The sequence below is a fragment of the Marinicella gelatinilytica genome (assembly GCF_026410405.1).
GTDB lineage: Bacteria > Pseudomonadota > Gammaproteobacteria > Xanthomonadales > Marinicellaceae > Marinicella > Marinicella gelatinilytica.
Genome location: NZ_JAPMLN010000002.1, coordinates 36460 through 49719 on the forward strand (window position 1 = coordinate 36460; position 13260 = coordinate 49719).

Below are 13260 nucleotides of genomic sequence, written 5' to 3' on the forward strand. Positions count from 1 at the left end.
GTAAGTTCACCTTAGTTTAAAATTGTGTTTGTTGAAAAGCATCCTTAATCCAGTGTATCTGAGGCGGGGTTAAATGGCCGTTAATGGCCACCACATCAAAACGACAAAAACACCGGTTGGTTAGATTGTTTTTTTGTAAATACGCTGCAGCGGCTTTACAAATTCGCTGTTGCTTGGTGTTGGTGACAGAAGCTTCTGCACCACCCCATTGTTGGTGCTTTCGATATCGCACTTCTACAAACACCAACGTCTCACTATCTTCCATAATGAGATCCACTTCACCTGCCTTGGTTCGAAAGTTGCCGGTCACTAATTTAAGCCCTTGTTGCTGTAAATAAGTACAGGCTAATCGTTCCCAACGATTAATACCTGTGGCACCATCACCTTTAATCAATCGATGGCAATAACGCCACCATTGTCGAATATGGCCCACTGTAAACCCCTCTGAATCGTTTTATCGACACCCATACTCAATAAGCCGCTCAGGCCCTGGAGTCGACCACCCGCCACGCGTGACATCCACTGTAATCTATCCACCAACAACAAAGCATCATAGCCTAAAGCAAACAGGTCTCTGTTATCAGTAATCATCCGTAAATCAAAATTAAGTGTTTCACGTAACTGCTCTGGAGGCAGTTGAATTGGACTGATGCTAAAAACCACACCCGACAAGTCTTTATTCAGTGCCTGATCTTCACGACCCGAATAAATATGTGATGTTGCATAAACGGGAATATGACCGGCATGGTTAAATAACAGCTGAGGCACCATCATACGTGCAAAATCAGGATTAGAGGGCATGAAAATACCATCTATGGTATGACTGACAACCGCTTCACTTTGTAAATTTAATTTTAAATAACTCTGTAAATTTTTGGCCCTTAATTGGCTTTCCACTAAACCCAACTGTTGACGCAATACCGCAGAATAATCGCGTTCAGCTTGATTAAAATATTGGTTATTAATTATCTGCCCACCTAAGGCCACAAAAGCGTTGGCAAACGCTTGACTCATGCGCTGCCCCCAATCACCACTGGGCGCAAAGATAAGCACCCTGCGTAAACCATCCTGGAACATACGTTCCGCCACTTGTGCGGCTTCTGATTCCGGTGATAAGGTAAATTGAAAGAAATCTTGCTCACTTTGATTCAACAACATCACCGGCACAGTTGGTGGTGAAAATTGTGCCAGTTGTTCGATAGAAGGTTTGTCTAAAGGCCCTATCACCATATCAACATTGGCGGCTTGTGCTGAAAACCATGCACCGGCGATATTTTCTCCGGCACTGCCGGTATCAAAGAACAGTAATTCATGCCTTTGTTCAAAATCATCAGCTGCCGCTGTCAGCATGCCACGTTGTACAGCCAAACCGGCGCCGGCAAATCGACCTGACAACGGTAATAACACCGCAATCTTTTGTAACTGTTGCTGTCCTTGGTAACCATAAAAATATCGTGTTGCCGGGTGAGTTGGCCAATCACGAAGAAATTGATCAGTGGAATCGCCATCTGCACCAAAATTAACATATGCCGCCTCTAACCAGCCTTCAATTAAAGGCTCTTCACTAAAATCGCCAATGCGCATAATTAAAGCAGATTCTTTCATTGATGCCAAATCAGACACAATGTCGTCATAAAGAAGCCATTGCTGTTCCGTCGGTAAGGTATCAACCAATCGAATGCGGTCAATAAGTGCTGCCAAGTCATCACCTGCGGCATGAAAACATGTGGAACGAATTCGATACAGCCGTTGAAGCCAAACGCTGTTTAAAGAATCGATGTCAGCTTCAGTTAACGCTGTCAGGTTTTTCTGACAGTTGTCACTTATATGAGCCACTTCAGCCATAACAATATTAATTTTATCACTACTGAGCTTAGTTTGCTGACGCAAAGACCAAATCACTGGCAGCTCACCCAGCTGGTAATAGGTATCAAGCAAAGCTTCGTAAACAGCCAAGTTATCGGGGTTTTCTTGCCACAATGAACGCAGTAATTCTGCGGCTTCGAAATAATGGCCTTCCTGATAGATAGATAAAGCTTTATCAATGCGCTGCTGCTCGTCACCAGTGTGTCGACTCGGCCCTGAGGCACAAGCAGACAACAACACAACCAAGAGTATGAATAGAGTTTTAGAATAATGAAATTTCATAAATAGGATTTTACCGCATTATTGATTAAAATGGGTTGATATGACTGACACAAACTTAAAAGATTCAGGTATCTTATATGTCGTGGCCACACCCATTGGCCATTTGGATGACATCAGCTATCGCGCCGTGGAAGTACTTAAAAACTGTGATTTGATTTTATGTGAAGACACACGTCATTCTAAAAGATTACTACAAAATTACAACATCACGACAGCAACCAGATCATTACATGCGCATAATGAACATCATATCAGCGCCTCGATTTTAGCGCAAATAAAACAAGGTAGCCACATGGCGCTGATTAGCGATGCCGGCACACCTTTAATCAGTGATCCGGGATTTCCACTAATTGAACAGGCACACCAACAAGGCATTAAAGTCATGCCAATTCCAGGTGCCAGTGCCGTTATTGCGTTATTATCAGTGGCCGGGTTACCGGTACAACCCTTCACATTTCATGGATTTATACCCCCAAAAAAGAATCAACGATTGGCATTTTATCAGTCATTATTGCCATTAAACCAAACCCATGTTTTCTACGAGTCCTCGCATCGCATCGCCAAATCCCTCGTCGATTTAAGCACCATATTAGACAGTGAAGCGCGGGTTTGTGTTGGACGTGAATTAACCAAGCGGTTTGAACATATTTATTCAGGCAACGCAGAAGAAGTGAGTCAGCAAATTCAAGAAAGTACCAACCATCAAAAAGGTGAATTTGTCATCGCTGTCAGTGGCCGGATAAGTTCAGCAACATTAACGTTGAATGATGATACGCAAAAATTAGCGCTACTGTTAAAACCTTTAATGGCGCCGAAACAAGCGGCATCTGTGGTCGCTGAACACCATGGTGCCAACAAAAAGCAGGTTTATGAGTTTATTATCAACTCGTCAAACGATTAACGAACCATTGTTCCCAGCGTGGACGGTGTTTTAGAAAATACCGTTTTAATCCGTGTTTTTTCCAGCGCTTGACACGTTTATTATCTTGTGTCGATGCGCCTTGTAAATGTGTGGCTTGATAATCGGCGAGATAGAAAATTTCATGTCTGGACTTTAAACACCTTGCGAATAAATCCAAATCCTCAAAGTGCAAAGGAAACGCTTCATCAAAACCATTTAACTGTTCGAACAAGTCTCGGCGAATAACAAATAAAGCGCCATTTATGGCTTCAACAGACCCTGATTGAAGGCTTTTTTGTTCACTTTTGTTAATTCCCGGCAGACCCAAATGGTATAAACCGGTGATGTGATTAAATACCCGCCAAAATGTCGGTAAGCGTCGACAGCTGGCGGCTTGCAATCCACCATTTTCATTCAGTACCCGACAGCCGACAATACCAACTTGAGGATTTTCATGGAGAAATTCAACCAGTTTGCAAACAGTGTCCGATTGCACAAAACAATCAGGATTAATAAAAGCAATATATGGCTGCCGGCCGACGGCTGCACCTTGGTTAGCGGCCTTGGCATAACCAATATTATCTGTATTTAATTGAATTTGCTGTGGCAATAACACGGCTTGTAATTGTGGCACTGTGCCATCTTTGGATGCATTATCCACCACTGTCAGATGTGACAATCGGTTTGCATGCACCCAAGGTTCTAAATAACGCTGAATGGTGGCAACATTCTCAAAACTAACGGTGACCACATCATAGTTTGGCATGTTATTGCGCTCGACAAAAGTCCCATAACTTGGGCCAGACATCCATGGCATCAACAATATCCATTAAGTCAGAACGCAATAACTCCACACAAGCGGCTTCATCGAGGTCATCGGGCCAACCGCTCAGTAGTGGCGGTTCGTTTGATTTTATGGCACTGCCATTGGCTTCAATCAACTCTTTAACGTCTGCCTGCCAGTAAATGGGTGGATTGTCCACCTCAGCCATAATATTTTGTAACTGATGAATTAATTGAGAACGGGTTCGACTCAAATATTCTCGAAGACGATTGATCAGCATCTGGTCTGGATTGTGAATGAGGTCAGCAATGGCAGCACGTGCATTGGCAAATCGCTGTTGTGCATTTTGTCCGTAAAAATGATGTGCCACTGAGGTTAAATAATCAGCCACAAAAGTGTTCAATCCCGGTCGCCTGGCTATGTGATTTAACTGGCTACGTTCCCTGTCCTCTGTTTGAATATGGCCCATCATCATTGGGAATTGTATAGATACATTATCGGGATAACAAACTTCGGTGATACTGACAAAAAAGTAATCCTCGTTAGTTCCAAAAGGCATGGCAAACGGTGTGAATTCACCATTATCAATGGTCGATGGCGCAAAATTGGCTTTACGCAATACCTGATAATTATCGCTGTAATGTAACAATTGAGACGCCTCAATATTATCAAGATAGGTTTCACGGTCTTGCCAAAAAGCTTCACGTTGTTCCTTATTCAGCAAATACAACCAATAATTACCGGCTGCACGGGGACTCCCCCAGGTGCCATTGCCGGTGGCTTTTATCGGAGAATTATTGGTTATTCGATTTAAATCCATCAATCGTAAACCATATAGTGAAGTGGTGGAAAGCTCGGGATGTGCAGTCAGCCATTGACCGAATGACTGGCCACAAGCACCCACCATATCTTGTAATAAATCATGCGGATATTCCTGGCTTTTTTCTTTAATGTCTCGAACTGTTAAGCCAAACTGAACTGACAGCGGTAATTCATCGGATAGGTTGATTAATTTAGGGTTCGATTGTTGCGTGCATCTTGCTTGTATCAGATAATCGTCATCGAAGAAACTAAAACGTTTTCCGGCCAGCGCCAATAACGCCAAATTCCAAACCCGTCCACCGGTAAAGCCTGTATGTGGCTTTAATAACCACTCAATCTTTTGGCTATCTTCGGGCCATTCCTTTTGCAACATAGCAATAAATTGTTGTTGCCATGATACGCCATGATACGTTACTTGTAGGGCTGATTTCTGACAATTTTTTTCATTTTCGATGCGATTCTTTTCGTTACGGGAATCATCAAAGACCAACACCGGATGTTGACTGTTATGTTGCTTTTGGTAATTGTTTAAGCTATCCAATAAACGTGATAAATGTTCTGGCCGGTCACAGGTACGCACCACCATACCGGCATAAGGCGCTTGATGCTGTTGGCTGTCTGCTTTAGATAAATCATTTAACCAGTCATCAGCACTTATGATTAATTTTTTATTAATTAAAAACTGTAATACTTTTTCGATGGCTTGTCGCTGGTTTTTTAACTCAGGTATGGCGGCTGCAATCTGTTGAACATGTTCATGTAATGGCCTGAATTGCTGTGTTAAGCCCATGGCCTGTAACACCTGCAGTGTCATGACATGGTTGTGACCGGTTTCATAGTCCATAAAAACCAACTCATCTTTGTCTAATTGTTGTGCAATACCGTCAACTGAAGCATACAGCGTATTGTCTTGGGGTGCTTGTGGCGTTAATTGTTGTTCACCAAAATTAAATTCAAATTCCATCGTTTATCCTCTATCAAACCAACGAATCATGCGCCCAATAATTGGGTGATTCATCCATTTTTGTTGCTTCTCCACCAATGCCTGATGGTCTTTTTCTGCTTTAATGTGGGCACGAATAACGGCATGATAATGCCCATAAACCGTTTCCGCCTGTTCAGTGAACAAGTAACTGTCATAAATATTAGCGAGTGTTTGTTCATTATTACTGGCCACCACCACATAATACATGGGCGAATATGACATGCCCTGTTCACGCACTTTTTCATTGTCTTCAAGGTGGTGCCATTTAACTGTATTTAACCCCGAATCCAATTGCCAAATGGTTGATGTAAACATGAGCTTTTGCCCAAGCCAGACTTGTTGAGAAAATTCACTGTCCAACAAATCCTTAAACTCATGACGGTAAAGCTCTTTGACATGGTATTCATTATTAAAACCGGTTTTATCAGAATATTCAGTTTTATCCGGTGTCGATATCACTAAAACACCGTCTTCTTTAAGCAACCTTTTGTATTCTGATAACAACTTTGAGTGTTCAGCCAGGTGTTCTAATGTTTCAAAAGAAACCACCACATCAAAACTGTTATCTGGAATGGGAATCTCTAAAACATCAGCACATACAAATTTTAGATTATCGGATTGGTAGCGCTGTTGTGCGTGCTTGACACTCGCAGCATCGATATCCACACCCACAACCTTGTCAGCAAATGAGGCGATTAGCGCACTGCCATAACCTTCGCCGCAAGCAGCGTCCAGTACTTTTTTACCGGCCACCAAATCACTGACCATTAGATATCGGTGGTAATGTTCATACCAAATTTCGCGTTCACATTCTGGTACAAATCGTTCACCGGTAAACTCTAACTTCTGTTGAGACATGTAAAAAGTTTCTCAGATTTAAAAAGCGTCTATTTTATCAGTGATTGACTTTCTTATCGGTGATAACGGGTCTTTTTTAATAAACACATCAATTTGTTGACCATAATCAGGATGTAATGCCAATAACCGATTCATGGTTTCCTGATTGGGTTTTAAACCTTTTTCCACAAATGACTGGTTACCGATATGGGCGACATAAGCATTATCAACCAATACGTTTTTGAAACCCTGTTCTGCTGCTCGCAGTGAAAAGTCATTTTCTTCACCGTAACCATACCCAAAAACAGTTTCATTAAATAATCCAAGCTGTTGTTTAGCTTGTGCAGTGATTAGCATGCAAAACCCAACCGCTGTTGGTATTTCCGGATAACGGGGCTGATGATGTTGATACAATAATTCAGCTAAGGCATCAATATTCTCCGGTATCGGGTTATTTCGTAAAGTTACCGGGAGCGAACAAATTTCCGCATTATTAGACCACGGTGTGGCTGTGGCAAGATTCGGAACAGCCCGGACACAATCTTGTAGACGTTTTAGCCATCCTTGACTAACAAGGGTGTCTGCATTAAGCAAAAGCGTATCTCCGTCACTATTTGCCAAACCACGATTAGCGGTTTTGACAAAACCCAGATTTTTATGGTTTTTTAAAAACGTCCAGTGCGCACATTTTTCTTTATAACTGCCTAACAAAACTTGTATGCGATCATCATCAGAGCCATCATCTATCAGAACCACAGAATCTTCTCGATTGTGACGGTATAAAGAGGCTAAACAGTCTTTGGTGGCATGATAGGCATTATAAATCGGTACCACCACCTGAATCGGTGCTAACGTCATGACAGCCATTCAATGGGCAAACGGACCACACCCATTTCTCGGGTTTCTCCTTTTACAGTGAGTGGCTTTTCAACGGTATCTATAAGCTGTAATTGATCCGGCGTCATGGTATGAAATTTTACATGGTATCGACCCGGCAATAAGGGTGAATCGGCCAAACGTAAGGTAAACTCAAAAACACCTTCACCTATTTTGGTTGGCTGATGGTTGCCTTGTTCTGAATAAACGCCGTACACTGGCTGATTATCAAAACTAACAATTCCAAACAATAAGCCCGGCGCTTCTCCGGTGGGAGAAAATAATTTTACTTTGAAATAAACAGTATCACCATGCGTTAATTCATCAATCACTTTATGTTGTGAGCTTAAGATATCTGCTTGCATTACATGAAAACCAGATTGATCGACCTCTTCGGCTTTTATTCCCGGCAGTTCATTAACGGAATCAAAATGATAAGCCTGTGAGACATCATAAGCAGAACCTTGCATGCGAATTCGTCCGTTATCTAACCAAATGGCATGTTTGGCTAATTTTTGTACGTGGTACATACTGTGAGATACCAACAACAAGGTACCACCATCACTTAGATAGTGATTAAGCCAAGCTAAACATTTACGCTGAAAAAACTCATCACCAACTGCCAACGCCTCATCAGTTATTAATAATTGGGGTTTGGTTTCAGTAATCACAGCAAAGCCAAGGCGAACCACCATACCGGATGAATAATTTTTGACCGGCTCATAAATATAATCACCAATATCAGCAAATTCAATCATGCGTTGAATTTTTTGTTTAGCCTCTTGACCTCGAATACCGGCCAGAGCGGCTGACATTTTTAAATTATCAATGCCCGTATATTCAGGATCAAATCCAGAACCCAATTCCAGAAGTGCACCGATACTGCCATTAACAATTATCTCACCGGAAGTCGGCTGAATAACGCCTGACAAAGCTTTTAACAAGGTACTTTTGCCGGCACCATTGCGGCCAATAATCGCCAAAGACTCACCTTTTTTAACCGTAATACTTATGTTATCAAGCACATGAACACCGGATTTTATGGGCTTATTGGTGAGAATATTCCACATGCTTTTAACCCGTTGCTTGTTAGTGGTGACAGCCGGATAAAATTTATTAAGATTTTTAATTTCAACTAAAGGCATTACACAAAGTCATCAAAACGTGGCGCTAACTTCTGAAAAAAAGCATGGGTTATCAATAAAAAAACAAAAATACCAGCGGCCACAGTCATCAATGAATGAAGATTCGGCGTGCTGAAATTAAAAGTTACTGAATGTATAAAATTAATAATGGGTAATAAAGGATTATAGGCTAAAATCTTTTGCCCAGCTTCAGGAACTAAACTCCAAGCATAAATGATGGGTGTGGTAAAAAACCAGAGGGGCATAAATGCCGTAACGATCTGTTTTAAATCCCGATAAAAAACCTGTAATGATGAGAACAGAAAAGCTAAAGCAATCGCAAATAGATATAAAATAGCATAAGGTAGTATCAGCAGAAACAAGGACCAATGGGGCGTTAATCGCTCAAAAACCATAAGCAATACTATTATGGTTAAATAGCCAATACCATGTAAGATAAAATGGCTTGAAATCCCTGCCAATAGAACCTGTCTGAGATCAAACTTAACCTTTCCCAATAAATCCTTGCGGTTAAGCACTGTCATTAAGCTACCAAGTACAGCTTCTGAAAAAGCCATCCAAGGCCATAAACCCACCGCTAAATAAGTAATGAAAAGTTCTTCAGGCAACTCACCCACTCGCGCTTTAAATATAAAGCCGAATACCAAGTAATAGACGAATAGTGTAGCCACAGGTTGTACAACAACCCATAATAACGCTGAAGAACTCCCCAGATAACGATCAGTTATCTCTTTACGCAAAAAATAACTGAACATAACTTGTTAATTAATAAAAACTGTATACCTATCAAGAAAATCTTGAACAATATCATCATTTATTATCAATTTATTTACAGATTGTTCATCTATTATCTTTTGTTGGTTATTCTTGAATAATTGCTCTTGTATATTAGAAATTATTTCTGGTTTGACTTCGTTAAATTCAACAAACTTAGGTTCTTGAATTTCATTAACTCTTACAATAAAGTACTTATTATCATGATAGAAAACTTGACGAATCGTACCTAAAGAACTTTCAAAAACTACATTACTAAATGGAAACTTAAAACCTTCTTTTGAATACCACCCAAGATTTCCGTTATTATGTTTTACTGTATTATCTTCAGAATAGTCGAGTGCAAATTGCGAAAATAACTTTTCGGTATCATTTTTGGCAATAATTGACAATAATTCAATAACCTCTGACTTCCCATAATTATCGTTCAACATAATTAGTGAGAGATTTCTTTTTTCGGGAATTATATATTTTTTAGACTTGTTAACCTTATATTTATCAAACGCTAATTGCTCTAATTTTGAAGCGTTTAATTGTTTCATGAACCATTTCTTGTAATTAGTGTAAAGATTTTTATTGTATAAGTACATTTCATATTGTTTTTTAAATAAATCTCTATCAATCTTTAACTTATTTATAAAATCTTCATCTATATGCACTTCACTTTGATTATTATAAGGGTAAAACTTATCAATCGACTCATTTATATTGTTTTTATAAATATAATCAAGATGTATTTTAAAGTTTAAAATATCATATACATCACGTTCAATTGATTTATGATTTGAAGCAAAATCTCCTCTATATTCTTCGGGAATATTATGAACATATACATCAATGTCAGATACCTTGACTTTTACGCCACCTTGTTGCAACAGCACTTCCTGCTGTTGCAACATTAATACAAATAATAAAATATAATACATTGCACTATTAGTTAATAGTCATTTGATTGACTAGGTCCAAAAAACAAACCACACTCTGTACCACTATCGCAAAGATTACTAGCATCAAAAGGCTCGTTGTTATTATTATAAGAAGGTGCGTAAACAAGGTTTAAATAATAATTTTTACCTTTTTCTACTAAACAACCAGATAAACCATTTAAATATGTGCTATTGGGGTTAGTTGTAACATATATTTGATTCAGAAACGGACCCACACAAGCTGCTGTAGCGGGATTAAAGTCACCCTCACATTGGCTTATTGAATAAGTAGCAGCATTTGGTCTAGCAGTACCAGGAGATGGTTCTTGTACTATTTTATTATAAAAATTACCTGTTTTATTAGGTATATCGATACCATCCATAACCACATATTTTCTTGCTGGATTAATTTTAATGATAATTTTCCTTCCGTTAGCAATCGGGTCACTATAGTTAGCACCAATGCCATAAGTCGGACTTGAAGGAGTAATTGATATACCTCCTTGATAGGGGTTTGTCCAATTATAATTTACAGGACTCAAAATTGAAGGTGGTTTTATTGCATTTTCGCATCCAACTACCGGAGGATTATTTGTTTGGCCGATTGTAACAACTAAATTTTCTGTATCTTGTGTTGAACCATTACTACATCTTAATTGATATGTAGTTTGACTAGATATATTAACTAATAATGAGTCATTGTTATTTAATGAATTAATGTTTAACTTAGTAAGACCATCATAAACATCACATGAAGGATTTGGAGTACCCTCAGCGATCCACTGCAACTCATAATTTCCAGTTTCAGGAACTTCTGATCCTGAAATATTTTTTAAACCAAAAGATTTTATCACTACGGTTGATGTTGAAGGAGGTGCTGATCCATCTTTTGCTTGTGAAATCACTATAGGTTCTGAACTTGTTGTGCCATGTGAATTAGAACAATTTAAAAATAACTCAGTGTTGTCCTGAGTAATAGTTACATTTTCTTCGTGCAACATTTCCAGATTAAATTCATGAGAGGGTGAGAAATTATTCCAATTAGATCCTCCATTTACAGCTGAAGTACATGAATCGGCATTATAAACGACCCATTTAACTTTAACAGAAGCAGGCAATGAAGAAATGCTATATTTATCTGGATAGAAGGCTACAAGAGGTTTTTTATCTGCTCGCAATAAATTCGCAGGAAATAATGTTTCTACTTTAATATTACCTGTACTTACATCTATTTTAGCGTTATTAATTATTTCAATTTTTTGATTATTGTTCGTTAATTCAAGGTCTTTAGAAAAGCCTGAAAAACTTAACATGACTAATATGGCATATATAATTAAATTTACTTTTACAATTTTAACATTGAACATTTTACTATCTCATATTTCACAGATGTCTATTATACCCAAATAGTTGTTAACTTTTAATTATTTTCAAAATAAAAAGGCGAGTAAAAATACTCGCCTTAGTTCGGTAAAAATAAATGTGCTATTACTGACCTGAATTAATTCTACCTTTATGGTTAAACAATCCACCATATTTAGCAAGTAAACCTGGTTGTGCGTTTTTATTAGTCTTACTGTCGACTAAAAATCCAGCTACAGGCAAACCTTGATAAGTAACATTGTCTAATGAAGTCATTTGATTACTATTAAACTCCAAGCGAGCCCAGCCAGACTGAGTTGCGCCAGGTTTACTAACACCAAATAGCGTTGTTACTTTGTGACTTGGTGAACCCAAGATGTTTGAGGAACCAACAGATCCGCCAGATTTGACAAACTCAACAGTATTAGTTTCATAACAAAACTCTGGGTTTTCACTATCAGGTGGAGGAGGAGAAATACCACCTGTAGACGTGTCATACATCTCTTCTCGATCATAAACTCTAAACTCGAATTCATCACAAGATGAAAATACCCACCACTCTTCGCCAAACGGCTCAACTGGTGCACTTAATCCATTAACATGGTGGAACTTAGTTGGAAAGTTAACCACCCACTGTGACTTACCTTCTACCTCATCCTCAAAACTGTACTCATTATAAACACGATCACGCATAAAAACTGCAGAAACAGCTTGATAACCAAAATCCCAAATTGCTGGAGTGGCTACACCGTCAGAGAAAACAACACTTCGAGTATCTCCGGAGTTTAAACTTGGCGCCAAACTTCCTGGGTTTGTATGCTCAAAGCCACCCATTGGCCAGAAATCATCTAATGCAGTGGCGTCATAACTCACATTAAAGCCATTGGCCACGTCAATCAATGACGCCCCACCAAACAAGCCACCTGTAGCAGCTTCAATTTCGTAATTTGGATTATTATCCCATTGTGGCAATCCTGCTAAACTACTTGGCCAATCACCACCATCCCACGAAATATCTAAACCCCCACAAAATGCAGGAACTCCATTTTCATGCGTTAATAATGCCGCATGAACACCTGTTACAACGCCCATTTCAATTACTTCAAAATGACCTTCTGTCGATCGCTCTAAATCTGTATTTGAGTACAATACTCCACTTACACGAGCCCAATCTTTGTCTATTTCATAAGGCAAAAACTCTTGACCTTTCTGGTTTAAAGGAGCATCAGCCGGTGCGTTGTACATTTTTTTAAGTCGAGGAGCACATGATGTGTCATTCGTTAAATGTACAGCTGATTTTTCACCTGCATGATCACCGATTGTTGATTCTGTTGCGGTTAAAGCACCAGTCCACACATCGAATGGTGATAAGTAAACGTTAAAGTCAAGAACCTCACGAGAGTTTTCACCTTCTAAAAACCTTACTTTGACAGCTTTTGCTTGATCAGTTGTGTTTACAACTGAATACGTTGTATCCAAACCATTTACAGTATAATAAGGATACACTAATACCTGACCGGTACCCTCTGGGTTAACATGCACAGCGTTACCAACAGAAGCAACACCTGCAACGCCTGCTAAACCAGCGATTACGGCAGTTGTTAGTTTATTTTTTTTCATTTCTAACTCCAAAATTATTATAAAAATCAGGGCTATTTAAATACCCCGCTCAATTGAACGAAGCTATACTAGATAGCAGC

12 protein-coding genes are annotated in these 13260 nt (G+C 39.3%); 1 reads left to right on the forward strand and 11 read right to left on the reverse strand.

From position 1 onward, the window contains the following. Positions 1-16: 16 nt before the first annotated feature. A complete protein-coding gene (locus tag OS173_RS01655) occupies positions 17-433 on the reverse strand; it encodes a YraN family protein (protein ID WP_267182534.1) in 417 nt (138 codons plus the stop codon). Next, the gene (locus tag OS173_RS01660; protein ID WP_267182535.1) at positions 391-2148 is read right to left on the reverse strand and encodes a penicillin-binding protein activator; all 1758 of its coding nucleotides are present in this window, start codon (positions 2146-2148) and stop codon (positions 391-393) included. Before OS173_RS01660 ends, OS173_RS01655 begins: the two co-directional genes overlap by 43 nt. A gap of 40 nt (positions 2149-2188) precedes the next feature. Between OS173_RS01660 and rsmI the strand changes: the two genes are divergently transcribed. Beyond that, positions 2189-3049, forward strand: coding sequence for a 16S rRNA (cytidine(1402)-2'-O)-methyltransferase (gene rsmI, locus OS173_RS01665; RefSeq protein WP_267182536.1), 861 nt, complete (start codon positions 2189-2191; stop codon positions 3047-3049). Here the strand turns inward: rsmI and OS173_RS01670 are convergent. The 9 genes from OS173_RS01670 to OS173_RS01710 all read right to left on the reverse strand — a co-directional run bounded on the left by OS173_RS01670 (position 3030) and on the right by OS173_RS01710 (position 13180). Next, positions 3030-3866 carry a glycosyltransferase gene (locus OS173_RS01670; RefSeq protein ID WP_267182537.1) on the reverse strand — a complete coding sequence of 279 codons (837 nt, stop codon included), beginning with the start codon at positions 3864-3866 and terminating at the stop codon, positions 3030-3032. The genes rsmI and OS173_RS01670 overlap by 20 nt on opposite strands. Next, the gene (locus OS173_RS01675) at positions 3817-5619 is read right to left on the reverse strand and encodes a hypothetical protein (protein WP_267182538.1); all 1803 of its coding nucleotides are present in this window, start codon (positions 5617-5619) and stop codon (positions 3817-3819) included. The genes OS173_RS01670 and OS173_RS01675 overlap by 50 nt, the downstream gene beginning before the upstream one ends. Before the next feature lie 3 nt (positions 5620-5622). Continuing rightward, entirely contained in the window at positions 5623-6498 is an 876-nt protein-coding gene (locus OS173_RS01680; RefSeq protein WP_267182539.1) for a class I SAM-dependent methyltransferase, read from the reverse strand. Positions 6499-6516: 18 nt separating this feature from the next. After that, complete coding sequence (locus tag OS173_RS01685) at positions 6517-7335, reverse strand: glycosyltransferase family 2 protein (protein ID WP_267182540.1); 819 nt, start codon at positions 7333-7335, stop codon at positions 6517-6519. After that, positions 7332-8498, reverse strand: a complete 1167-nt coding sequence (locus OS173_RS01690; protein ID WP_267182541.1) for an ABC transporter ATP-binding protein — start codon at positions 8496-8498, stop codon at positions 7332-7334. Before OS173_RS01690 ends, OS173_RS01685 begins: the two co-directional genes overlap by 4 nt. Next, positions 8498-9238, reverse strand: a complete 741-nt coding sequence (locus OS173_RS01695) for an ABC transporter permease (protein WP_267182542.1) — start codon at positions 9236-9238, stop codon at positions 8498-8500. Before OS173_RS01695 ends, OS173_RS01690 begins: the two co-directional genes overlap by 1 nt. 21 nt (positions 9239-9259) lie before the next feature. Continuing rightward, a complete protein-coding gene (locus OS173_RS01700; RefSeq protein ID WP_267182543.1) occupies positions 9260-10198 on the reverse strand; it encodes a peptidylprolyl isomerase in 939 nt (312 codons plus the stop codon). 11 nt (positions 10199-10209) lie between these two features. Beyond that, complete coding sequence (locus OS173_RS01705) at positions 10210-11565, reverse strand: hypothetical protein (RefSeq protein ID WP_267182544.1); 1356 nt, start codon at positions 11563-11565, stop codon at positions 10210-10212. A 121-nt stretch (positions 11566-11686) separates the two neighbouring features. Further along, entirely contained in the window at positions 11687-13180 is a 1494-nt protein-coding gene (locus tag OS173_RS01710; RefSeq protein ID WP_267182545.1) for a hypothetical protein, read from the reverse strand. Positions 13181-13260: the final 80 nt, after the last annotated feature.

Excerpts from the sequence above, each read along its gene's own strand:
- OS173_RS01685 (WP_267182540.1), bottom strand. The coding sequence starts at position 7,335 with ATGACGTTAGCACCGATTCAGGTGGTGGTACCGATTTATAATGCCTAT.
- rsmI (WP_267182536.1), top strand. The coding sequence starts at position 2,189 with ATGACTGACACAAACTTAAAAGATTCAGGTATCTTATATGTCGTGGCC.
- OS173_RS01670 (WP_267182537.1), bottom strand. The coding sequence starts at position 3,866 with ATGCCATGGATGTCTGGCCCAAGTTATGGGACTTTTGTCGAGCGCAAT.
- OS173_RS01660 (WP_267182535.1), bottom strand. The coding sequence starts at position 2,148 with ATGAAATTTCATTATTCTAAAACTCTATTCATACTCTTGGTTGTGTTG.
- OS173_RS01700 (WP_267182543.1), bottom strand. The coding sequence starts at position 10,198 with ATGTATTATATTTTATTATTTGTATTAATGTTGCAACAGCAGGAAGTG.
- OS173_RS01680 (WP_267182539.1), bottom strand. The coding sequence starts at position 6,498 with ATGTCTCAACAGAAGTTAGAGTTTACCGGTGAACGATTTGTACCAGAA.
- OS173_RS01710 (WP_267182545.1), bottom strand. The coding sequence starts at position 13,180 with ATGAAAAAAAATAAACTAACAACTGCCGTAATCGCTGGTTTAGCAGGC.
- OS173_RS01690 (WP_267182541.1), bottom strand. The coding sequence starts at position 8,498 with ATGCCTTTAGTTGAAATTAAAAATCTTAATAAATTTTATCCGGCTGTC.
- OS173_RS01705 (WP_267182544.1), bottom strand. The coding sequence starts at position 11,565 with ATGTTCAATGTTAAAATTGTAAAAGTAAATTTAATTATATATGCCATA.
- OS173_RS01675 (WP_267182538.1), bottom strand. The coding sequence starts at position 5,619 with ATGGAATTTGAATTTAATTTTGGTGAACAACAATTAACGCCACAAGCA.